Below are 21,779 nucleotides of genomic sequence, written 5' to 3'. Positions count from 1 at the left end.
ACCTTACAAGTCCGCCGTTGCGAACTGGGTCATTAGCGGCGGTCCGGGGTGCGCATCAGGTAACCGACACCGCGCTTGGTCTGGATCAGTGCAGGCCACTCGGGACGGTCGACCTTGCGGCGCAGGTAGGAGATGTAGGACTCCACAATGGAGGCGTCCCCGTTGAAGTCGTACTCCCACACATGGTCCAGGATCTGCGACTTGGACAGCACCCGGTTCGGGTTCATCATCAGGTAACGCAGCAGCTTGAACTCGGTGGGGGACAGATCGATGATTTCCCCGGCGCGGCGCACCTCGTGGGCGTCGTCATCCAGTTCCAGGTCGGCGACGGCGATGGTCGCGTTTTCTTCCTCGCCGGTGTGGGTGCGACGCAGGACCGCACGGATGCGGGCCACGACCTCGTCCAGGCTGAAGGGCTTGGTGACATAGTCATCGCCGCCCACGGTCAGTCCGGTGACCTTGTCGGTGGTGTCATCCCGAGCGGTGAGGAACAGAACCGGGAAATGGCGTCCGGCGGCACGCAGCTTGCGGGTGATGGTGAAACCGTCCATATCCGGCAGCATGACGTCCAGGACCGCCAGATCCGGCTCGCCGGCTTCCACGGCGGCCAGCGCTTCGCGGCCGTTGGCGGCGGCGATGACCTCAAACCCGGCAAAACGCAGGGAGGTCGAAAGCAGCTCGCGGATGTTCGGTTCGTCGTCGACGACCAGCAGTTTGGCTTCAGGTGTCTTTGCACTCATGGGTTCCAGTCTGCAATCAGTTTCTGGGAGTTAGCTGAACGAGCTCTGGAAGGGCAAGGGTGCTGCGCCTGTTAACTCCTGCGTCGTTGCCGAATGGAATACGCAATAACCACGGCGCCGAGGATGAAGGCCACCGGAAGCCCGTACAATCCGACGCCCATGACCAGTGGAGGGACGGCGATGTGCTGGAAATACAGGACCAGCACCGCGACCAGCGCAAGTGTCGAAACCGCCGCCAGCGCAATGGTGAAACGGGTTATCCAGGTCATGGCAACAGAAGGGGTACTCACATAGACCAACGATACCGCTTTGTCTCGGCTGGGTTCAGGCATCAAAAGATGAACCGGTGGGGCAGACAATGACATAATCTATTTAATTCGACTTGAATCGCGCCCGTCGATCGAGCACCCGGTAGAACAATAGGCAGTCCGGTTAGATGCTCCGCGCGGCACGAGGGGAAAACACGGCTCCAGGCCCGGATGGCTGGAGACCCGGTGGCTGAGTAAAAAGAACGAGGTAAATGATCGTGCCCAGTGGCAAGGTTAAGTGGTATGAGAAGTCCAAGGGCTTTGGCTTCATCACGGCCGATGACGGTAAGGAGATCTACGTTAACGCGTCGGCGCTGCCCGAAGGCGTGATGGACCTGCGCCCTGGCACCCGGCTGGAATTTGGTATCGCCGACGGGCGGCGGGGGCCGCAGGCGCTGAGCCTGCGGATCCTGGATGAGGCCCCGTCGGTCGCCCGCGCCAAGCGCAAGAAGCCGGAACAGCAGGCGGTGCTGATCGAGGACCTGATCAAGTTGCTCGACCAGGTTTCCAATACCCTGCGCAAGGGCCGCTATCCTGAACACGCATACGGCAAGAAGGTTGCCACCGTGCTGCGCGCGGTGGCCGACGATCTGGACGCATAACTCATGGCTCGTAAACCCAAGCTCGACACGGTGCTCGCCGACGCGGTTGATACCGCCCGCGCTGCCCTGACTGAAATCGCCTCCGCCTCGGAAGTGGGCGACTACCAGGGCGTGGTGGTGGAAGGTGAGCGACTTGTCACCCATAGATTTATCGCCCATCGAGATGGCTATCGCGGGTGGAACTGGTTCGTGACCCTGGCCCGGGTCCCGCGGGCCAAGGCAAAGGACGCGACCGTGTGCGAAATCGGGATTATTCCCGGTGAGGAAGCCCTGCTTGCCCCGGCATGGGTGCCATGGGCCGATCGCCTGGCCCAGGAGGAAGTGGAGGCCGCCGAGGCTGCGGCGCGCGAAGAAGCCGAAGGCGCTCACGCTGCTGACGGTGAAGCTGCCCCGGATCCCGAACACGAGGAACGTGCAAAGAACGACACGGGGCAGGACGGGACTGAGGCCGGGGAAGTGTCCGGCGCTGAGGAGGTCTCCACCGATGACGAGCCCGCAACTGAGGAACCGGAAGCCGCACAGGAACGGGGCAGGCGCCCAGTCCGCCGGCGACGTACCGCACAGCGGACCGCGGCACGTCGCCGCGCTGCCCAGCGCAATCGGTCGCGCCGTTCGTCCTAATCCAGGGTAGGGCCCCAACCACCGCAGACACGTGGCCGGGTGAGGTGCGGGAGACAAAAAGATGGAGGGGAAGCACACTGTGCTTCCCCTCCATCTTTTTCTCTTATGAAAAGAGCGGAACCCTAGAGCTGGTCAATCACGTAATCAATGCAGTCCAGCAGTGCCTGCACGTCGGAAGGTTCGATGGCAACAAAGGTCGCGATGCGCAGCTGGTTGCGACCCAGCTTGCGGTACGGTTCAACATCCACGACGCCATTGGAGCGCAAGGTCTTGGCGATTGCCGCAGCATCAATGGAATCGTCGAAGTCGATCGTGGCGATGACATTCGAACGGTGCCCCGGGTCTTGGACGTACGGGCTGGTCTCTTTGCGGGCCTCGGCCCATGCGTAGACCTTGCCAGCGCTTTCGGCGGTGCGAGCCGCAGCCCACTGCAGTCCACCGTTGCTGTTCAGCCACTTGATCTGGTCATCGAACATGACCAGAGTCGCCAACGCCGGGGTGTTGTAGGTCTGGTTCTTCAGCGAGTTATCCAGCGCTGTCTTCAAGTTCAGGAAGTCCGGGATCCAACGGTCCGAGGCAGCAATTTCCTCGATTCGGGCAATGGCTGCGGGGGAGACCATGGCCACCCACAGCCCGCCGTCCGAGGCGAAGTTCTTCTGCGGCGCAAAGTAGTAGACATCTACCTCGTTCAGATCCACATCCAAACCGCCGGCTGCGCTGGTCGCGTCGACCACGACCAGGGCATCGTCATTCGCGCCGGGAACGCGCTTGACGGGTGCCGCCACGCCGGTCGAGGTTTCGTTATGCGCCCAGGCATAGACATCAACATCGGCCTCCGCCGAAGGCTGCGGCAGCGAACCAGGCTCGGCGCTAATGATGGACGAGGCGGAAAGGAACGGGGCCTTGTCGGTCGCCTTGGCGAACTTGGAGCTGAACTCGCCGAAGGACAGATGCTGTGCCTTGTCGCGCACCAGCCCAAACGCGGCCGCATCCCAGAAGGCGGTGGAACCGCCCACGCCCAGCAGGACTTCATAGCCTTCCGGGGCCTTGAACAGTTCCTTTAGTCCTGACTGAACCGAGGCCACCAGGTTCTTGACCGGAGCTTGGCGGTGGGAAGTTCCCAGCAGCCGTGGGCCGGCATCCACCAGGGCCTGAACCTGTTCGGGGCGAACCTTGGACGGGCCGGCGCCAAAGCGGCCGTCGACGGGAAGAAGGGACTGGGGAATGGTGATGCCGGTGCTCATCGCGCTCCTCTTATAGCGATTGATTCGAAAGCGCGTTTTAGGACGTCCAAGCCCGGATGAGGGGAATTTAAGGCTCGCCAAACGCGTTCCACTAATATCTTCGCAAACCGGTCTGCGAAGAGGGAAAATTCGCGTCGTCGGTTACGTAGGCCGCGTAGGGGTCAGTGCACTAGTTGTCTGTTGCACACAGTAGAGTGGGTAACTGACGTCTCGTTTTACCGGCAAAACTTATTTGTTACTTTCAGGAGTGGCTACCGTGTCTGACCTAATCGATACAACTGAGATGTACCTGCGTACCATTCTTGAGCTTCAAGAAGAAGAGATTGTCGCTCTGCGTGCGCGGATTGCCGAACGTCTGGGCCACTCGGGTCCGACCGTCTCACAGACCGTTGCCCGCATGGAGCGCGATGGGCTGGTCGTGGTTTCCGCGGACCGTCACCTGGCTCTGACAGAAAAGGGTCACGAACTGGCCACCAGCGTTATGCGCAAGCACCGTCTGGCCGAACGGCTGCTCTCGGACATGATTGGCCTGGACTGGGAGTACGTCCACGAAGAGGCCTGCCGCTGGGAACACGTCATGAGCGACCGTGTGGAGCAGCGACTGTACGACCTGCTGGGTAAGCCGACCATTTCTCCCTACGGCAATCCGATCCCGGGTTTGGAAGTGCTGGGAGGGCCGAAGGTGTCGGAGATCTCCTATGAGGTAGAAAACCTTGACCAGGCGCTGGAAAACGGCAACGCCGGTCCACTGCCGATCGAACGACTGGCCGAGCCGATCCAGACTGACCCCATCCTGCTGGGCCAGCTGAATGAGGGCGGAATCAAGCCCGGAGCAGTAGTAACGCTGGAACGGGCCGAGGATTATGTGGTGGTTCGCGTCGAGGGCATCGAGGGCGCGCTGGAGCTTCCGGTGGAAGTCAGCAGCCACGTTTTTGTTCGCACGGCTCAAAGATAACGAAATTGTAACTTTAGCGTTTGACCTGTAGTGTGTACTGCTGGTGTCACCTACTTTCTGACACCCGCAGGCACCGCAGTGAACACCGAGTATTGCCCTCACCGGAGCTATGCGAGAAACAAATCTAGGGCAGTAGCGGGGGACCCAGACTTTGGCGTTGTCAACGCCTTGGGGTGAAGTCGTGCCTTCCACGGGTGAACGACCGGATATTTCTCAGGATCCGAACCCGACAGCTAACTTCGCAGGTGTGTCAACGTGAGAGGGAAAGTATTGGCAGAATCCAAGCCAAGCGGTCGCCGTCGGGCCGAGGGTGTTGAGCTTGATCCAACATTCGAAATCTTGAACGACGTTGCGAGCCGTCCGGCTGGTCGTCGGGCCCGCAGATCAGCTGCGTCTGACGTAGCACCGGCAGAACAGCGTGACTATGCAGGTCGCCGCTTTGAAAGCATTCAGCGCTACGGTGTTTCACCGCAGCAGGCCGACCTGGCCAGCAAATTCGCCGAGAACATTATTCCCCTCTCCGCTGCCAAAACAGCCGAGGCGCCTGTTCCGGCCAGTGATGACCTTATTGAAGAGCTGCGCTCGGTCAAGCGTCCGAAGAGCCGGCTCGGCTTCACTCACAAGGTTGCGGCTGTTGCTGCCGTCTCGGGCCTGACCCTGGCCGCAGTGACCCCCTACCTCGACGGCGCCGATCCGCAGAAGGCCGAAGCCTCGGCCCAGCGTACGGCTACCAGTGCCGTGGTGGACGTCCAGGCTCCGGGCAACAGCGGGCTTGAAGTCGAACGCGCAGCATTGACCTCCGACCGTTCGGAAGAGGTCAAGAAGGAAGAGAAGTTCTCCGAGGTCCTGACCGCCGCAGGCGGGGACATCTCTCGGATCGCGACCCCGGGGCTGCTGGATCGCCCGGTGGATTCCAATCGAATCACCTCTCCCTTTGGACATCGCAAGAACCCCACTGGTCCGGGCTTCATGAGCCACAGTGGCCTAGATTACGGTGTGGCATGTGGCACCCCGGTCAAGGCGACAGCCTCGGGCACCGTTACCGTTTCGGGATGGGCGGGGCATTCGGGTAAGCGCGTGACACTCTCCCATGGAAACGGTCTGGAGACCGGCTACAGCCACAACTCTTCCCTAAAGGTTGAGGTCGGACAGAAGGTTGAGCGCGGACAGGTGATCGCGCTCAGCGGCACCACCGGTAACTCAACTGGGTGCCATGTCCACTATGAAGTGATCGTTGACGGCAAGTTCCAGAACCCTGCTGGCTGGCTATAACGATCTCCGTCACCATTTCGTGACCAAAATGTGACAATCGAAAAAACATCCTGTAGGCTCGACAGCGTGCCTCGGGACAACCCGGGCAAAATTGCGTGAGAACCGAACACTGCCAACACGCAATAACACGTTATGAACAACTCGTACGGCAGTGGCGGGGGACCCAAACACCGGGTGGTTGGCTTAGGCCAAAAACCCTAGGGGTGAAGTGTGAAGAGAAGGAAACTTCGACTCCACCGAGGTAACTCCACTTCGAACCCGACAGCTTACCTCGTAGGTATCAAGGAGAGGCTTTAATTGTGACTAAGCGTCAATCGCAGGGGCGCCACCGCGCCGTGCCGGCACGCACCAACCCGTTGGAAGCTATTTCGCAGGCAGTGTCCTCGAACGCCGGTTCGGTCGGCCGCCAGGCCGCCGTCGTGGCCGCAGCTTCCGGTCTGATCGTTACCCTGGGTGTACCGGGCCAGGCCACCGCACCACGCGACGTTTCGGCAGCACCGGTTGACATCGTCAACCCGGAGCGCGTCGCCGTCAAGGCTGTTTCGGTTCCCGCCAAGAAGGCTGACAAGTTCGAAATCGAGCGCGCCAGCTTCACCGCAGAGCCGAAGCCGGAGCCGGTTGTCGTCGCCGTGGCCAATGAGGTCGCCCCGGTGAGCAATGACAACGCGCCGACCACTCGCGAGAATGCTCCGACCACTCGGAACAGCGTCTCGACCACTCGTAGCAGCGCGTCGACCAATAACGACAACGCTCCGATGACCCGCGAGAGCCGTTCGCAGACTCAGCGTTCTGCCGCCTCGGCTCCGGAATCGAGCAAGTCCAAGGCTCCTAAGAAGGAGTCGACCAAGAGCGTTCCTGGTCTGTCCGGCATTGCCGCGACGGCCAGCAAGTACGTGGGCGCCCCGTACGTCTGGGGCGGCAACACCCCGTCCGGTTGGGATTGCTCCGGCTTCGTGAAGTACGTCTACGCACAGCACGGCATCAACATTGCCCGTGGCACCTCGGCCATCCTTGGCTCCGGTCAGTTCAAGCGCACCAGCAGCCCGAAGCCGGGCGACCTGGTGTTCCAGCGCGGCGGCAGCCACGTCGGCATCTACCTGGGTGGCGGCAAGATGATCGGTGCTCAGAACCCCACCACCGACACCAACATTCACCCAGTGACCCAGAACCCGCTTTACGGGTACTACACCCTGGCTCGCTAGGAACTTAGCAAACGGTTAGGCCGCGGTGACGCTGTTGCGTCACCGCGGCCTAACCGTTCAATGCGTCTATCTCTACCCGCGACTTGATCCCCGCCAAGCGGCTTCGCAATGTCGCTCACCTCAGGCAACTGTTCGTTTTGGAAAAGCCCAGAAAGGCTTAGGGACAGCGGTGAACAGTGTGCGTTCATTGGATTAAGAATGTGCTGGGCTGGCAAAATAGTTGCAATTCATGGTGATCTATCGCATAGGCTAGCGCTTGTGAGGACTGTCCAACAGTGCTTCGTGAGGCATGTGGTAGATGCAGCACGCGGCGCTCCGGGGGAAAGTACATAGATGCGCACGCTGGTATTGAATGCAGGTTATGAGCCGCTGGCCGTGGTTTCATTTCGCAGAGCACTGCTGTTGGTGCTCGCCGACAAGGCTACGATTCTTTCAGCCGACGACAGCCGGCCGGTAATCAGTGCCCACACAAGCCTTCCGCGGCCGTCGGTCATTGTCCTGAACCGCTATATCCGTCGTCCGCACCGAGTAATGAATCATGTCACCCGTCGCGGGGTATTGCGTCGCGATTCCTACAAGTGCGCCTATTGCGGACGTCCCGCTACCACTGTGGACCATGTACTTCCGCGGTGCAAAGGCGGCAAGGACACCTGGGAGAATCTGGTCGCCGCGTGCTTCCCCTGCAATAGCCGCAAGGCCGATATGACGCTCTCGCAGCTCGGCTGGAGGCTGAAGGACACCCCGAAATGCCCGCGCTCAAACGTGTTGTTCATCCGTGGTCTGGAACGGGTTGAGCAGGACTGGGGGCAGTACCTGCAGGCCGTTTGAGCAGGAAGCTTCGTCTCTGCGTCACCGGTTTGCTCTCACCCCGTCAGCCGAGGGGAAGCACGCTCAGCGGATTCTAGCTCGCCTGGGTAAGTCGCTCGATAGCCTGGGGGAGTACGTGCTCGCGCAATAGGGGAGCGAGGTCCTTGCGCTGCAGGGCTTCGTGGGGATCAACCCAGATGATCTCCTCCAGCTCAGCCTGCGGCCTGGGGGTATGTTCGAGCCGCCCGGCAAATAGATGTGCGCGCAGCCCGGTGTCAGGCTCATTGGCCGCCAAGCCCTCCCAGATGCCAAGCGGTTCCAGATCTGACAAAGCGTAGCTAATTCCCAATTCTTCTTCAATTTCGCGCATCACTGCCTCATGGGCGCTCTCGCCGGGTTCGAGTTTCCCGCCTGGTTGCATGAACTTACTTGTGCCCCGCTTTCTCACCAGGAGCACTTTATTCTCGCTATTCATCAGACAAGCCGCTGCGACGGTCAAAAAGTTCTTCACTAAACGAGGATATCGCGTGTGAAAACGATCTACAGATGGTAACGTGCATTTATGGATCTTCAACTGTTTTATTTGAACTAACCGCATCGTCCTGAACTCGCACTTTATAGACGTGAACGGCATGTTTGAATTGCGGTTTGAATCTGAAGGATCGATCCATCAACTTTATAGATCAATGGAGCGCAGATGCGACGGGGCACCAACTTAGGTCGTTTGGGAGACTTCAACCAAGCAGTCATTCTTGAATCAATCCGCCGGGCACCAGATGGGATCAGCCGGGTGGAACTGGCCGGGTCAACGGGGCTCTCCCCACAGACTATTTCCAACGTGGTGCGGCGACTACTGGACGACGGGATTGTGCGTGAGGATCGCACCATCGTATCCGGTCCCGGTAAACCACGCACTGTCCTGGAGCTGGAAGGCAACCGTATGGTTGCCATCGGAATCCACCTGGACCCCAGCGTCCTGACCTTCGTGATGATGAACCTGCGCGGAGAGGTCATCCGGGAACGTCGCATCGATGTGCCCAACCTGGAAGTGGCTAGCGAGACCATCGAACTGATGGCGACTACGGTCAAGGAACTGATCGCCGAGGTGCGCATCCCGAAGAAGCACATCGTCGGTGTTGGCATCGCCGTTCCGGGTCCGGTGAACGTCGAGGATGGGGTCGTGCTCAACCCGCCGTTGCTGGACGGCTGGGCCGATGTGGACATCGTCGCACCATTGCGCAAGATGCTGCGCCTGCAGGTCATCATCGAGAAGGACACCATCGCCTCGGCGGTGGGTGAGCTGTGGCAGTCCAAGGAAGAGAAGACCGAGGACTTCGTCTTCGTGTACTGCGGTCACGGATTCGGCGCTGGCATTGTCTTCGATTCAGATGTCTACCGAGGCTCCAGCAACAACGCCGGAGAAATCGGGCATTACTCCACCGGACACAAGTCGATGTTCTGCGACGAATGCGGCGCCGATGACTGCCTGGCAGCGGGCACCTCATATGAGTATGTGGCCAAGAAGGCCAAGGAACGCGGGTTGGATCTGCCCTACAGCGACGATATGGGCCCGGAACAGCGTTCCGAGGGCTTGAATCACCTGGTTGAGCTCGCCCAGCAGGGCAATGAGATCGCCAAGGACCTGATCAAGGAATCCATGATTCTGGTTGGCGAAGTGGTTGGACAGCTGGCCAACTCGCTGGATATCCGCCAAATCGTTTGCGGCGGACCGCAGTGGGAGCAGGTCAAGGACTTTGCCGAGGAAGGCATGAGCGAGGCCATCCGCCGCCGCTTTGCGCTGCGCCAGGTGCATGACATTGAAACCCGCACCTCGGTACTGGGCTCGAAGATCGGTGCCATCGGTGGAGCCTGCGCGGTGATGGATGCTTCGCTATCGCCGAAGGCCACCGCCCTGCTGCTGCGCTAAGTCCAACGGTCCGCCGCGCGCCGGCCCTCGCCCTGCACGGTACTGGGGCGCAGTGACCAAAAAGAAATCGCATTCGACCACGGTCGAATGCGATTTCTTTCTTAAGGTGTGCCCCTGGCCGGAATCGAACCGACGGCCTACCCTTTAGGAGAGGGTCGCTCTATCCTACTGAGCTACAGAGGCAGGCGTTTCACACGCACGCACAACACTATCTTAACCGGTTACCCGCTCAGAATTCCCCTGTTCGGACCCGGACGCAGACTGATGGTTGCTTAGCGTTGTGTCGCCTCCGCGTACTTTTGGCGGAAGGTGCGAATGAAGCGTCGAAGTCCCACCACCACGATGGTCAGCGCGCTGATCATGAGCAGAGCCCATCGCAGGATGGTTAGTACTGAAGCAAGCTGGACGGCCGCGCCGTCAAGATCTGAGACAAACAGTGCGTCAATTGCCTGATTGCTCCACAAATCGACCACCACGAACAGCATCGGTGCCGCCCACGCCAGCCAGCGTCGAGAACGCGTGCGCACCCACTGGCCTAGGGTCAGCAGGCTAAAGAAGCCAAAGAGCAGTGGGAAGAACAGGCCCACGCTGCGGTGCACATAATTCAACTGGGCCACAGCATCCTCGTTCATCACCGAACGCAGGGTCTGAATCTGCTCTTCGGAAAAACCGAAAACGTACTGATCCGGCATGGGCTGACCACCGGACAGGTCGGCGAGCTGCCCCAAGGCCCACACGTGGTAGTAGAAGAACAGCAGTACCGAGGTGACCAAGCCTGCCGAAATCAGGATCATCGCATTGGACTGCGCCTTGGCCTCACTGCGCGGAGCGGCTGGATTCATCGGCGCTACGGGCTGCTGCGCGAACTGTGAGGGTTTGCGGTATTCCTTGGATTTCCTGACCTTTTTTGCCATACCCCCATTATGCCGGGTGCATCACGGCAAGTGTCCCGGGTGCGACGTAGACTGGCACCACCATGGATTTTCTCTTTGACGACTTCACTCCCGAACCGGCAGTAAAGCCCCTGCCGAATGCCGATGAACTGTTGGTTGGAATGAATCCGCAGCAGGCCGAGGCGGTGAAGTATCACGGCGGGCCGCTGCTGATTGTCGCCGGTGCCGGTTCCGGCAAGACCCGTGTGCTGACCCACCGAATTGCCTACCTGTTGGCCACCGGCCGGGCCCGCGCTCACGAGATCCTCGCCATTACCTTCACCAACAAGGCCGCCGCGGAAATGCGCGAGCGTGCCTCCGACCTGATCGGTGAAGAACAGTCAAAGAAAATGTGGATTTCAACCTTCCACTCCTCGTGCGTGCGCATTCTTCGCCGCGAGGCTGCCACCATTGGGCTAAAGTCGAGTTTCTCCATCTACGACTCTGCCGACAGCCTGCGACTGATCACCATGATCGCCAAGGGCTTGGAACTGGATCCCAAACGATTCACCCCCAAGGCCATCGCGCACAAGATCTCCTCGCTGAAGAACGAGTTGATCGACGAGGAGGACTACGCTTCGTCAATCAACACCAATGATCCGTTCTCCCGTGCCGTGGCTGAAGTGTACCGCGGTTACGCTCAACGACTGCGCTCCGCAAACGCGCTGGATTTTGATGACCTGATCGCCCAGGTCGTCTACATGTTCCGTGCCTTCCCGGCGGTGGCGGACAACTACCGGCGCCGGTTCCGCCACGTGTTGATCGATGAATACCAGGACACCAACCATGCCCAGTACGCGCTGGTGCGCGAACTGACTGGCCCCCAGGGGCAGACCCCACCGGGGGAACTGACCGTTGTGGGCGACTCGGACCAGTCGATCTATGCCTTCCGCGGCGCTGACATCCGCAACATCGTGGAGTTTGAAAAGGACTACCCCCAGGCAGCCACGATCAAGCTGGAGCAGAACTACCGTTCCACCCAGAACATCCTGTCGGCGGCCAACGAGGTGATTAAGCGCAATCCGGAACGCAACGCCAAACGGCTGTGGACCGCCAGCGGGGACGGTGAACAGATTGTCGGGTATGTAGGGGAGTCCGAGTCCGACGAGGCCCGGTGGATAGCGGAGGAAATCCTGCGGCTGAACGACGAGCAGCAGGTGCGTCCCGGAGATGTGGCCATCTTCTACCGCACCAACGCCCAGTCCCGTGCGCTGGAAGAGCAGCTGATGCGCGTGGACCTGAAATACCGGGTGGTTGGCGGCACGCGCTTCTACGACCGCAAGGAAATCAAGGACGCGCTGGCCTACCTGCGGATCCTGGTCAACCCGGACGATGACGTAAACGTGCGGCGGATCCTGAACGAACCCAAACGTGGCATCGGCGATCGGGCCGAAGGCGCGGTGGCGGCCCTGGCCGAGCGGGAGCGAATCACTTTCATGCAGGCGTTGCGCCAGGCCGAGCAGGCACCGGGCCTCGGAACGCGCGGGCAGAAGATGATTGCCGCATTCGTCTCCATGATTGATGACCTGCAGACCGTGGCCGAGGGATCCGGGCCGGCAGAGGCGCTGGAAGCGGTACTGGAACAGACCGGATACCTGGAAACGCTGCGCGCCTCCAACGACCCGCAGGATGAATCACGCGTCGAAAACCTGGCCGAACTGGTTGCCGTGGTGCGCGATTACGTCAATGAAGAGCCCGAGGGCGGGTTGGAAGGCTTCCTGGAACGCGTGGCCCTGGTCGCCGACGCCGACCAGATTCCTGAAGCCCCCAGCGACGCGGAGGGTGCAGCCATGGCCGCGCGGGAAGGCATGGTCACCTTGATGACCCTGCACACGGCTAAGGGGCTGGAGTTCCCGGTCGTGTTCCTCACCGGCATGGAACACGGCGTATTCCCGCACCAGCGCTCAATGACGGATGAAAAGGAACTGGCCGAGGAACGCCGACTGGCCTATGTGGGGCTAACCCGAGCCCGGGAACGGCTCTACCTGACGCGCTCGGAACAGCGCAGCCTCTGGGGACAGTCGCAGTACAACCCGGCCAGCCAGTTCCTGGAGGAGATCCCAGCCTCCCTCATCGACTGGAAGCGCGAGGGATCGGTGGGCGGATTTGGGGGCAGCTGGGGCAGCGGCTCCGGGTCACTGAACTTTGCCACCAGCCGGTACGAGCGCGGCAGCCACTGGGGCGCGGGCACCTCGGCGCCCGCTGCCAATCGGGTGGCGGCACCGGTGTCCAAGCAACGTGTCCAACAGAACAAAGACATCGTGATTCCCAAGGTGGGCCAGCAGGTCAAGCATGCCAGCTTTGGGCAGGGAACGGTGTTGGCGCTGGAAGGGGCCGGGGATAAGACCGTGGCCAAGGTGCAATTCCAAGACTCCGAAAAACGTCTGTTGCTGCGTTATGCGCCCCTGGAACTGGTCGATGGCTAGGGCGCATTCACGACCGTTGGCCACCGGCTGGGACCGAAAACACGTGACTCCGTTTTCTCTACGGCCGGTAAAACTGTGAACTATCGGAAAGTCGCGCTAGTCTGAGAGATGCGCACGGGCCAAGGCGCCGGAAATCACGCCGACGTGTTGCTCTGCGCTCTCCATTGGGTGCGGTGCATTGCATCGTGCCGTGAGTCAGCTTGAACTTCGAACGAAGGACACATACCCGTGGACCTGTATGAATACCAGGCGCGCGATCTTTTCGAGGCACACGGCGTTCCCGTGCTTGCCGGCATCGTCGCCTACACTCCCGAGGAAGCCAAGGCCGCCGCAGAGAAGATTGGCGGCGTCGTTGTTGTCAAGGCTCAGGTCAAGGTCGGCGGCCGTGGCAAGGCCGGTGGCGTAAAGGTCGCCAAGACCGCCGATGAGGCCTTCGAGCACGCACAGAACATCCTCGGTATGGACATCAAGGGCCACACCGTGAACAAGGTCATGATCGCCCAGGGTGCCGACATCGCCGAAGAGTACTACTTCTCGGTGCTGCTGGACCGTGCCAACCGCAACTACCTGGCCATGTGCTCGGTGGAAGGCGGCATGGAGATCGAGCAGCTGGCCGAAGAGCGCCCGGAAGCCCTGGCCCGCATCGCCGTTGACCCGCTGGTTGGTATTGACGCAGCCAAGGCCGCCGAGATCGTCGAGGCTGCCGGCTTCGCCGAGGAACTGCGCGGCAAGGTCGCCGAGACCTTGCAGAAGCTGTGGGTTGTCTTCAAGGAAGAGGATGCCACCCTGGTCGAGGTCAACCCGCTGGTGAAGACCGGCGCCGGGGACATCGTTGCCCTGGACGGCAAGGTTTCGCTGGATGACAACGCCTCCGAGGTCCGTCACCCGCAGCACGAAGAGCTGGAGGACAAGGCCGTAGCCGATCCGCTGGAGGCCAAGGCCAAGGCCAACGGCCTGAACTACGTCAAGCTGGACGGCGAAGTGGGCATCATCGGCAACGGTGCAGGCCTGGTCATGTCCACCCTGGACGTCGTCGCCTACGCGGGCGAGAACCACGGCAACGTGAAGCCGGCCAACTTCCTGGACATTGGTGGTGGCGCCTCGGCAGAGGTCATGGCCAACGGCCTGGACGTCATCCTGAACGACCCGCAGGTCAAGAGCGTCTTCGTGAACGTCTTTGGTGGCATCACCGCCTGTGACGCAGTGGCCAACGGCATCGTGGGCGCACTGAACACCCTGGGCGACTCGGCCAACAAGCCGCTGGTGGTTCGCCTGGACGGCAACAAGGTGGAGGAAGGCCGCGCCATTCTGGCCGAAGCCAACCACCCACTGGTGACCCTGGCAGCAACCATGGACGAGGGCGCCGACAAGGCCGCCGAGCTGGCCAACAAGTAAGAGGGATTAGCGAACAATGAGCATTTACCTGAACAAGGACTCCAAGGTCATCGTCCAGGGCATCACTGGCGGCGAAGGCACCAAGCACACCGCCCTGATGCTTAAGGCCGGCACCAACATCGTCGGCGGCGTGAACGCCCGCAAGGCCGGAACCACCGTGACCCACGGCGAGAAGGACATCAAGGTCTACGGAACCGTGGCCGAGGCCAAGGCCGAGACCGGCGCTGACGTGTCAATCGTCTTCGTGCCGCCGAAGTTCACCAAGGATGCGGTCGTCGAGGCCATTGAGGCCGAGGTTGGCCTGGTCGTGGTCATCACCGAAGGCGTGCCGGTACAGGACTCGGCCGAGTTCTGGGCGCTGGCCCAGTCCAAGGTCGACGAGAACGGCAAGCAGATCACACGCATCATCGGCCCCAACTGCCCGGGCATCATCACCCCGGGTGAGGCCCTGGTGGGCATCACCCCGAACAACATCACCGGCTCGGGTCCGATCGGCTTGGTCTCCAAGTCCGGCACCCTGACCTACCAGATGATGTACGAACTGCGTGACTTGGGATTCTCCACCGCCATCGGCATCGGCGGCGACCCGGTCATCGGCACCACCCACATCGACGCCCTGGAGGCCTTCGAAGCTGACCCGGAGACCAAGGCCATCGTGATGATCGGCGAAATCGGCGGCGACGCCGAGGAACGTGCTGCCGAGTTCATCAAGGCCAACGTCACCAAGCCGGTTGTTGGCTACGTGGCTGGCTTCACCGCTCCGGAAGGCAAGACCATGGGCCACGCTGGCGCCATCGTCTCCGGCTCGGCCGGCACCGCCCAGGCCAAGAAGGAGGCCCTGGAGGCCGCTGGTGTGAAGGTCGGCAAGACCCCGAGCGAGACCGCTCGTCTGCTGCGCGAGGTGTACGAGGCGCTGTAAGCTGCCTGGCACCCGCACCGCGGGCCTGAAAACCCCACTGCCTTGAAACCAATTGGGTTCAAGGCAGTGGGGTTTTTGTTGTCTTCAACAGGCGCGGTGTGATGGGCGCCCGCTGCAGGACGCGACAATCCCTCCAAGAAGCGGATGCGGGAAGGCCCCGGCGCTGCCCCTGCGGCCCCCCTGCGGCCGTACCAGGACGGTCACCGTCCCCGGTGGGAGGCGCCTAGTCGCGCAGCCCGCCAGCCGCGTCGGTGTCCACCCGGAGGAAGGAGGAGCCGACCACCACGAAGGCCCCAGGAATCAGCAGCATCCGGTGCTTCGGGTTGTAAAAGATTTCGGTGAGCGAAGCGGCGACGACCCGGCGCAGCTTCTCCAGCAGGTGAACGTTTTCCAGGACGAGCTGTTCCTGCTCAGTTTCAATGACCACACTGTTGTGCTCGGTGCTGACCCTGGCAGCTAACCAGTCGTCGCTCGGGGCACCTAGCGTCTCCGATTTAATCAGGGACACGGATATGACCGCCTTCGGTTCTTCGTTGTTTTGCCGAACGTCATTGTTGGCAAATGGGCGCGTGGACTGGTGCTCGCCTGTGTGGGGGACGTTTGGCACCGTGCACGCATATCGAATATAGCGGTTCGGACTGACAATAAGCTGATTTGATGACAATGTTTATCACACTGTTATGCCAAACGGTGGACCGAGCGGGCAGGCTGCTATTCCAGCAGGTCGCGGATGTCCTGCGCGGTGAGCGACTTGGCGAACCCGTCGGCCCCGTCCATGACCGTGGAGATCAGCTGCCGCTTGTTTTCCTGCAGCGCCACCACCTTCTCCTCGATGGTGCCCTGGGAAATCAGCCGGTAGACCATCACCCGGTTCTGCTGCCCAATGCGGTGGATCCGGTCAATCGCCTGGGCCTCAACGGCCGGGTTCCACCAGGGATCCAGTAGGAAGCAGTAGTCGGCCTCGGTCAGATTCAACCCGAACCCGCCGGCCTTGAGGGAGATTAGGAACAGCGGGGCGGTGCCGGCCTTGAAATCCTCAATGACCTGCGAGCGGTGTCGAGTGGAGCCGTCCAGGTACTCAAAGGCGATGCCCCGTTCGGTCAGCCGCTGGGCAAAGACCTTCAAAAACGAGGTGAACTGGGAGAACACCAACGCACGGTGTCCCTCGCTGATTACGTCCTCCAGGTTCTCGAACAGGGCATCGAGCTTGGAGGAGGAGATGTCTGCCAGCTGCGGGTCGACCAGCGCCGGATCCAAGGCGAGCATCCGCAGGTGGGTCAGCGACTGGAAGATCGTGAACCGGTTGCGGTCCATATCCTGCACCAGATTCAGAATCTTCTGCCGTTCCCGGTTCAGGTGCGTCTCATACACATGCTGGTGCTCGTCGTTCAGCCGCACCAGCACCTGCTGCTCCTGCTTGGCCGGCAGGTCAAGCACCACCGACTCCTTGGTGCGCCGCAGCATGAACGGCTTGATCCTCCGGTGCAGCAGTGCCAGACGGTCCTTGTCGCCCAGCGTCTCAATGGGCCGGGCGAATTGCCGGTTGAACGTACTGGTGCTGCGGAAGAGCGAGGGAGCCACCAGCGCCAGCAGGGCGCCGAGTTCCCCCAGGTTGTTCTCCATCGGCGTGCCGGTCACTGCCAGCTTGAATGGGGCGCGGATTTCGGCCGCAGCGCGGTGCGCCTTGGTGTTGCGGTTCTTCACGAACTGCGCCTCATCCAGGATCAGGCCCGCAAACCGGGGAGCGGCGTACGCTTCGTCGTTCAGGCGCAGCAACGTGTAGGTGGTCAGCAGCACGTCATTCTCCGCGACCAGTTCGGCCAGCCGCCGCTCGGAGGGCAGCTTGCCCTCGATGCTGGTGACCCGCAGCGAAGGCGCGAAGCGGCGGATTTCCATCTCCCAGTTGGAGACCACCGAGCTGGGGGCCACGACCAGGAAGGGAGCCGGGGTGCGCTGGGCTGCTGGCAGCTGCTGGCGTGAGTGCGGGTGCTCCCACAGCTGCCGGGCGTGGAGCATCAGCGTGATCGCCTGCAGGGTTTTGCCCAGGCCCATGTCATCGGCCAGGATCCCGCCGAATCCGCCGCGGTAGAGCCGTGAGAGCCAGCCGAACCCCTCCAGCTGGTAGGGGCGCAGCTCGGCCTGCAGGCCCTCGGGCAGTGCTGGAGGCTCCTGCCCGGCAATGTCCAGCAGCGAACGCATCCGGGCGACGAACACATCGGCGCCGTCGATCCCGTCGGCCAGGTCGTTCAGCTCCTCGAACAGGGAAACCTGGAAGACCGAAACCTTCAGATCCGCGTCCTTGGGCTTGTCGTTGAGCATCTGGGCCTCGTCGACCAGGGCCTTGAGCTTGGCGAAGATCGGGTGGTCCAGGGAGAACCAGCTGTTGTCCGGCAACTTGACCTTCATCGCCCCGTTGCTCAGGGCCTCCACGATCGTGGAGAACGGGACCTCATGGGAGCCGACCGTGATCAACAGCCCCAGGTCCAGCCAGTCGTTCTTCTCAGAGTCCACGGCATTGATCTTCAGTTCGGGCAGCTCCGACAGCTTGCGGTAGACCGGGCGGACGCCGGTTTCGTTCAGCCGCACCCGCTGTTCTGCGCGCAACGCCGGAACCGTGTAGGAGACGAAGTCAATCAGCCCGTCGCCCTGGTAGATGCGCGGATCCAGGGCATCGTTCTCCCGCCCGGTGCTTTCAAGCAGCACCCGGTTTAGCAGCGCGCGCAGCAGCTCCTCCTGCGCCTGGTCGGGGACGACCTGGTCATCGGGGATTCCCGGGTAGCGGATGGCGAAGTTGACCTCGGCCAGGTCCTCGGCGGGCCGCGCCGGGGCACCCTGCCCGCTCTTGTCCTGTTCCGGCCGGGTCTTGGTGTAGTGGATGTCCACCGCCAGGTAGGGCGGCTCGAGTTCGGGCAGCACCAGGTCGGGGGAGGCGCTGCGCAGCGGGAAGCGGCGGGCCAGGCGCGGGTAGGCCCGGGTGAAGAACTGCTCCTGCTCCGCGGCCGGGATCCGCAACGGGGTGCGGTTCATGAACCAGCGCCGGTGTTGGGCGGCGATGGGCTGGGCGCTGGGTGCCAGCCAAATCCTCCGGCTGTCCTGCGGCTGCAGGTAAAAGCCGTGGTCCCCGATGGTTCCGGCGGGACTGTCCGGGTCCAACTCATGCTCCTGCCCGTCCAGGGTCAGGGTGCCGCTAAGCAGCAGGGCATCGTCCTCACGGGCGGCCTGCAGCTCAAATTCCGCGCGTGCGCCGACCTGCACCTCGGTGTCGTTGCGGGTGCCCATCAGTTCGATGCCCAGGTGCTGCGCCTCGTTGAGCATCGGCCAGAGCAGGGGTGAGGAATAGTTGTCCAAGAACAGCCAGTCCTCGTCCTGCTTGAACTGCAGCTGCGTGTTGCTGCGGGCCAGGGCGGCGAAGCGGGTAAACCAGTGGTGCTGTGAGTACAGCAGGTTCCAGCCGAAGGTCTTGTACACGATGGTGGTCCAGCGCAGCTGACCGCGCACCCAGCGGCCGTCCGCGCCGCGCACCATGGGCCGCACCCCGAGGCGGAAACGCTGGTTGCGGTTCAGGAATTGGGTGGTGCCCGAGGGCAGCCACTGCTGTTGGGCCTGGTTCTTGACGTCCAACACCAGGAACTGCAGCCCCATCGGGTTGACCGGGTCCGCGGCCGAGCGGGTCACCCCGATGGGGTTGAGCGGGTCGGCCTGTTCAAACCAGTCATCGATGCTGCGTTGCCAGCCGCGCTCCGGCTGCTCCTGCACCTGCTCCTGCGCCTGCCGGGCGGTGGCCAGTTTGTTCGCCGCCAGCACCAGGGCCGCCTCGTGGCGGCAGGGCCCCTCCACCTCGCAGGTGCACTGCGCCTGGCGGATCTGCCATCCCGTGGTGGCCCGTTCCAGCTGCACCCGCGGCTGGAACGTGTCGTCCTCGTCCTTGACCTCACCACGCAGTTCCGCATTATCCGCAGCAAAATGCACGCCACTGACGGCGCCCGGGGTGCCAGCCAGCTGCTGGCCCAGGAAGTATGGCAAGTTTCCCAGGTAGGCAAGCAAAGTCCTGCCATCTACCTGCGGGGGTACGGCGTTGGTCATCCTCTCATCGTTTCACGTTCGGAGCTGGCAGGGAAAGTTGGGGTCATCGAATGTGCACAACACCTCCGCGCCGCCGGATCCCCGCCCGCGTGCGCACCGGCCGGCGGGCGCAACCCGGCCGCATGGGCTAGGCGACGGGGGCGCCGAACAGCAGACCCAGGCAGTAGGTCACCGCGGCGGCGCCCCAGCCGATGGCCAGCTGGCGCAACCCGCGCTTCAGGGGCGAGGCCCCGGAAAGCAGACCCACCACGCCGCCGGTAAACATCAGGGCCGCTCCCACCAGGACGGCGGCCAGGATGATGGAGGGCAGCCCGGACATTCCGAAGATGAACGGGAGGATCGGCACGACCGCGCCGGAGGCGAAGAACAGGAACGAGGAAGCCGCCGCCCCCGGGGCCGAACCCAGTTCCTCGTGCTCGCGGGCCAGCTCCTCACCGCGCAGCTCCGGCTGCAGTGAGAATGAGGGGTTGCAGTCGCAGGTGAACAGCCCCATGCGTTCGGCGGCCCGATGCTCGGCGTCCTCATCGCTCATGCCGCGCGCCTTGTAGATCAGCACCAGTTCGTTCGCGTCCAGGTCCAGGTCCTGCGCCGCGGAGAGCGTCACCTGGGTAGGCCGGGAAGCGGTGAGCAGTTCACGCTGGGAACGCACCGAGACATATTCGCCCGCCGCCATGGACAGCGCGCCGGCCAGCAGGCCGGCGATGCCGGCGAAGAGGACGAAGGAGGAAGCCACCCCGGTGGCACCGATGCCCAGCACCAACGCGAAGTTGGAGACCAGCCCGTCATTGGCGCCGAACACCGCGGCCCGGAAGTTGCCGGCCAGCCGGGTGCGCCCGGCGGTGGCCAGGGCGCGCACCACTTCCTCGTGCACCAGTTCGTCGGCGGCCATGTGAGCCGGGGCGTCCGCGTCCTTGGCGTAGGGGGAATCTCCCTCCGCGCGCTGGGCCAGGGCCAGCACGAACACCGACCCGAAGTGCCGGGCCAGGAAACGCAGCACGGTGCGGCGCAGCGAGGGGCGGCTGGGTCGGGCCTGGTCGCCGAGCAGTTCGCGCCAGTGCGCCTCATGGCGGGCCTCGGCTTCGGCCAGTCCGAGCAGCACCTGGCGTTCCTGCCCGGTACGCCGCGAAGCCAGTTCTCGGTAGATCGCACCCTCGGCGATCTCATCGGCCAGGTACTTGCGCCAGCGCCGAACCTGCGCCGGGGTGGGGGAAGAAGGGGGATTGACGGTCATCACGGCAGTGAATCTCCTCAGTCAGGCCTCCTGCCTACAGCAGCTGTGGCAGGGGACGGACCCCGCGGTGCTCCGCGGCGCGTCCGTCATCGGCATCCAGTGTAGTGACCGAGGGATGGGCGGGGAATTTGGCAAGACTAAAAGCCACCGGACGCCCGCCGCTGGTGCCGCGCCGGGGCAGGAACACCAGCAGCCGCCCGTGGGCCGGATCGAACCGGGCCGGGCCGGCCGCGCGCGTGAGCAGCCGCAGCAGCCGTTGCGGCTCACTGGTGTGCAGCACCTGCCAGGCGCCATGGAGGGTAAATTGCACTTCTCCGCTGTGCAGGTCGATCAGCGGCAGGACGGGAACGGCGTGCATCGCAGGCACCGGCCTTTCAGGCTAGCTCTTGCCCGGGCACAAGCTGGTGCCGCGGACCGCTTCCTCATCCGAACCACCCATGAACCTGGGGTTGGTGTGCGGCCAGTCGGAGCTTGGCGCCGCATCTCGTGAAGCTACGCTTCGATGCTACACGGAGTCGGCGATCTTCTTCAGCCGTGCGTAATGTTCCTTCCACTGCTCGTCACTGAACTCCGGCAGGTTCCCGTTCTGCGCGGACAGGCCCGTCTGCCCGTCAATCAGTTCGCGCACCAGATCCAGGTGCCCGGCGTGGCGGGAGGTTTCCCCCACCATGTGCAGCATCAGGTGCTCCAGGGTGGTTTCACTGTCCTCACCCCACCAGGGCACCGAGGCCGGGGCGTCCAGCTCCAGTTCCTCGAACGCGGTGTTGGCCGCGTCGATCGCCTGGCGGTAGAACTGCAGCACGTCGGCCGCGCCGGTGTCCGCCTCCACCACGAAGTCCGCCATCGGGTCTTCGGAGGTGAAGGCCTGCACGGCCCGGGGACTGTCCACCGGGCGTTTGAGGCAATAGCTGAAGTAGCCGAATTCCATGACCGCCAGGTGGTTGATGACCCCCAGGACGTTGGTGCCGCTGGGCACCATGGGCCGACGCAGCTGGGCTTCGTCCAGATTCTCGGCCTTCCACAGCGCCGCCTGCCGGGCATGATCCAGGTAGCGGCGCAAACGCTGCTTGCGCGCGGTGACTTCGCTGTCCATGGGCTGCAGTCTAGTGCAGCAG

At 62.6% G+C, this 21,779-nt stretch carries 20 protein-coding genes, 1 tRNA gene and 3 riboswitches; of the genes, 10 read left to right on the top strand and 11 right to left on the bottom strand.

Annotated elements, in window-relative coordinates; all coding sequences use genetic code 11:
• Positions 1-32: 32 nt before the first annotated feature.
• Together RCJ92_RS03425 and RCJ92_RS03420 are read right to left on the bottom strand one after the other, a co-directional pair.
• Positions 33-740 (bottom strand): response regulator transcription factor, encoded by a 708-nt coding sequence (locus RCJ92_RS03425; RefSeq protein WP_138174838.1) that lies wholly within the window; start codon positions 738-740, stop codon positions 33-35.
• Positions 741-811: 71 nt separating this feature from the next.
• Complete coding sequence (locus RCJ92_RS03420) at positions 812-1,099, bottom strand: hypothetical protein (protein ID WP_421014863.1); 288 nt, start codon at positions 1,097-1,099, stop codon at positions 812-814.
• Positions 1,100-1,266: 167 nt separating this feature from the next.
• Between RCJ92_RS03420 and RCJ92_RS03415 the strand changes: the two genes are divergently transcribed.
• Together RCJ92_RS03415 and RCJ92_RS03410 are read left to right on the top strand one after the other, a co-directional pair.
• Positions 1,267-1,650 (top strand): cold-shock protein, encoded by a 384-nt coding sequence (locus RCJ92_RS03415; RefSeq protein WP_054820557.1) that lies wholly within the window; start codon positions 1,267-1,269, stop codon positions 1,648-1,650.
• Positions 1,651-1,653: 3 nt separating this feature from the next.
• On the top strand, positions 1,654-2,271 hold the full coding sequence (locus RCJ92_RS03410) for a DUF3027 domain-containing protein (protein ID WP_446753775.1): 618 nt from the start codon (positions 1,654-1,656) through the stop codon (positions 2,269-2,271).
• 122 nt (positions 2,272-2,393) lie between these two features.
• On the opposite strand, the gene serC is transcribed toward RCJ92_RS03410, so the two are convergent.
• Positions 2,394-3,515 carry a phosphoserine transaminase gene (gene serC, locus RCJ92_RS03405; protein ID WP_446753774.1) on the bottom strand — a complete coding sequence of 374 codons (1,122 nt, stop codon included), beginning with the start codon at positions 3,513-3,515 and terminating at the stop codon, positions 2,394-2,396.
• Between the two features lie 256 nt (positions 3,516-3,771).
• Between serC and RCJ92_RS03400 the strand changes: the two genes are divergently transcribed.
• The 4 genes from RCJ92_RS03400 to RCJ92_RS03385 all read left to right on the top strand — a co-directional run bounded on the left by RCJ92_RS03400 (position 3,772) and on the right by RCJ92_RS03385 (position 7,772).
• Entirely contained in the window at positions 3,772-4,470 is a 699-nt protein-coding gene (locus RCJ92_RS03400) for a metal-dependent transcriptional regulator (protein ID WP_138174830.1), read from the top strand.
• A gap of 106 nt (positions 4,471-4,576) precedes the next feature.
• Positions 4,577-4,733, top strand: a riboswitch (cyclic di-AMP (ydaO/yuaA leader).
• A 7-nt stretch (positions 4,734-4,740) separates the two neighbouring features.
• Positions 4,741-5,742 carry a M23 family metallopeptidase gene (locus tag RCJ92_RS03395; RefSeq protein WP_249354307.1) on the top strand — a complete coding sequence of 334 codons (1,002 nt, stop codon included), beginning with the start codon at positions 4,741-4,743 and terminating at the stop codon, positions 5,740-5,742.
• 128 nt (positions 5,743-5,870) lie between these two features.
• A riboswitch (cyclic di-AMP (ydaO/yuaA leader) is annotated at positions 5,871-6,037 on the top strand.
• Positions 6,038-6,041: 4 nt separating this feature from the next.
• Positions 6,042-6,944, top strand: coding sequence for a C40 family peptidase (locus tag RCJ92_RS03390; RefSeq protein WP_246049700.1), 903 nt, complete (start codon positions 6,042-6,044; stop codon positions 6,942-6,944).
• A 333-nt stretch (positions 6,945-7,277) separates the two neighbouring features.
• Positions 7,278-7,772 carry an HNH endonuclease gene (locus RCJ92_RS03385; RefSeq protein ID WP_138174824.1) on the top strand — a complete coding sequence of 165 codons (495 nt, stop codon included), beginning with the start codon at positions 7,278-7,280 and terminating at the stop codon, positions 7,770-7,772.
• A 73-nt stretch (positions 7,773-7,845) separates the two neighbouring features.
• On the opposite strand, the gene RCJ92_RS03380 is transcribed toward RCJ92_RS03385, so the two are convergent.
• Positions 7,846-8,262, bottom strand: a complete 417-nt coding sequence (locus tag RCJ92_RS03380) for an NUDIX hydrolase (RefSeq protein ID WP_446753773.1) — start codon at positions 8,260-8,262, stop codon at positions 7,846-7,848.
• A 213-nt stretch (positions 8,263-8,475) separates the two neighbouring features.
• On the opposite strand from RCJ92_RS03380, the gene RCJ92_RS03375 reads away from it, so the two are divergent.
• The gene (locus RCJ92_RS03375; protein ID WP_246049702.1) at positions 8,476-9,678 is read left to right on the top strand and encodes an ROK family transcriptional regulator; all 1,203 of its coding nucleotides are present in this window, start codon (positions 8,476-8,478) and stop codon (positions 9,676-9,678) included.
• Positions 9,679-9,787: 109 nt separating this feature from the next.
• On the opposite strand, the gene RCJ92_RS03370 is transcribed toward RCJ92_RS03375, so the two are convergent.
• Positions 9,788-9,861 (bottom strand) — tRNA-Arg (locus tag RCJ92_RS03370).
• 89 nt (positions 9,862-9,950) lie between these two features.
• Entirely contained in the window at positions 9,951-10,592 is a 642-nt protein-coding gene (locus RCJ92_RS03365) for a hypothetical protein (RefSeq protein WP_446753772.1), read from the bottom strand.
• Positions 10,593-10,654: 62 nt separating this feature from the next.
• Here RCJ92_RS03365 and pcrA point away from each other — a divergent pair, with 62 nt between their 5' ends.
• From pcrA to sucD, 3 genes are all read left to right on the top strand, one after another.
• A complete protein-coding gene (gene pcrA, locus RCJ92_RS03360) occupies positions 10,655-13,036 on the top strand; it encodes a DNA helicase PcrA (protein ID WP_446753771.1) in 2,382 nt (793 codons plus the stop codon).
• A 228-nt stretch (positions 13,037-13,264) separates the two neighbouring features.
• Positions 13,265-14,431, top strand: coding sequence for an ADP-forming succinate--CoA ligase subunit beta (gene sucC, locus RCJ92_RS03355; protein ID WP_138174814.1), 1,167 nt, complete (start codon positions 13,265-13,267; stop codon positions 14,429-14,431).
• A 16-nt stretch (positions 14,432-14,447) separates the two neighbouring features.
• Positions 14,448-15,350: a succinate--CoA ligase subunit alpha gene (gene sucD, locus RCJ92_RS03350; protein WP_138925653.1), complete on the top strand. Its 903-nt coding sequence runs from the start codon at positions 14,448-14,450 to the stop codon at positions 15,348-15,350.
• A 223-nt stretch (positions 15,351-15,573) separates the two neighbouring features.
• Here sucD and RCJ92_RS03345 read toward each other — a convergent pair whose 3' ends face one another.
• The 5 genes from RCJ92_RS03345 to RCJ92_RS03325 form a co-directional block, all read right to left on the bottom strand.
• Complete coding sequence (locus tag RCJ92_RS03345; protein ID WP_138174810.1) at positions 15,574-15,858, bottom strand: hypothetical protein; 285 nt, start codon at positions 15,856-15,858, stop codon at positions 15,574-15,576.
• A gap of 203 nt (positions 15,859-16,061) precedes the next feature.
• A complete protein-coding gene (locus RCJ92_RS03340; protein ID WP_446753770.1) occupies positions 16,062-19,433 on the bottom strand; it encodes an SNF2-related protein in 3,372 nt (1,123 codons plus the stop codon).
• A 127-nt stretch (positions 19,434-19,560) separates the two neighbouring features.
• The gene (locus RCJ92_RS03335; protein WP_138174806.1) at positions 19,561-20,664 is read right to left on the bottom strand and encodes a VIT1/CCC1 transporter family protein; all 1,104 of its coding nucleotides are present in this window, start codon (positions 20,662-20,664) and stop codon (positions 19,561-19,563) included.
• A 34-nt stretch (positions 20,665-20,698) separates the two neighbouring features.
• Entirely contained in the window at positions 20,699-21,022 is a 324-nt protein-coding gene (locus RCJ92_RS03330) for a hypothetical protein (protein WP_138174804.1), read from the bottom strand.
• Positions 21,023-21,041: 19 nt separating this feature from the next.
• A riboswitch (SAM riboswitch) is annotated at positions 21,042-21,156 on the bottom strand.
• 13 nt (positions 21,157-21,169) lie between these two features.
• Positions 21,170-21,757 (bottom strand): DinB family protein, encoded by a 588-nt coding sequence (locus RCJ92_RS03325; protein ID WP_138925656.1) that lies wholly within the window; start codon positions 21,755-21,757, stop codon positions 21,170-21,172.
• Between the last annotated feature and the right edge of the window lie 22 nt (positions 21,758-21,779).

The organism is Glutamicibacter sp. BSL13 (assembly GCF_052928425.1).
This window is presented reverse-complemented; position numbering and strand designations above follow the sequence as displayed.

Excerpts from the sequence above, each read along its gene's own strand:
- RCJ92_RS03425 (WP_138174838.1), bottom strand. The coding sequence starts at position 740 with ATGAGTGCAAAGACACCTGAAGCCAAACTGCTGGTCGTCGACGACGAA.
- RCJ92_RS03410 (WP_446753775.1), top strand. The coding sequence starts at position 1,654 with ATGGCTCGTAAACCCAAGCTCGACACGGTGCTCGCCGACGCGGTTGAT.
- serC (WP_446753774.1), bottom strand. The coding sequence starts at position 3,515 with ATGAGCACCGGCATCACCATTCCCCAGTCCCTTCTTCCCGTCGACGGC.
- RCJ92_RS03385 (WP_138174824.1), top strand. The coding sequence starts at position 7,278 with ATGCGCACGCTGGTATTGAATGCAGGTTATGAGCCGCTGGCCGTGGTT.
- RCJ92_RS03365 (WP_446753772.1), bottom strand. The coding sequence starts at position 10,592 with ATGGCAAAAAAGGTCAGGAAATCCAAGGAATACCGCAAACCCTCACAG.
- pcrA (WP_446753771.1), top strand. The coding sequence starts at position 10,655 with ATGGATTTTCTCTTTGACGACTTCACTCCCGAACCGGCAGTAAAGCCC.
- sucD (WP_138925653.1), top strand. The coding sequence starts at position 14,448 with ATGAGCATTTACCTGAACAAGGACTCCAAGGTCATCGTCCAGGGCATC.
- RCJ92_RS03340 (WP_446753770.1), bottom strand. The coding sequence starts at position 19,433 with ATGACCAACGCCGTACCCCCGCAGGTAGATGGCAGGACTTTGCTTGCC.
- RCJ92_RS03335 (WP_138174806.1), bottom strand. The coding sequence starts at position 20,664 with ATGACCGTCAATCCCCCTTCTTCCCCCACCCCGGCGCAGGTTCGGCGC.
- RCJ92_RS03330 (WP_138174804.1), bottom strand. The coding sequence starts at position 21,022 with ATGCACGCCGTTCCCGTCCTGCCGCTGATCGACCTGCACAGCGGAGAA.
- RCJ92_RS03325 (WP_138925656.1), bottom strand. The coding sequence starts at position 21,757 with ATGGACAGCGAAGTCACCGCGCGCAAGCAGCGTTTGCGCCGCTACCTG.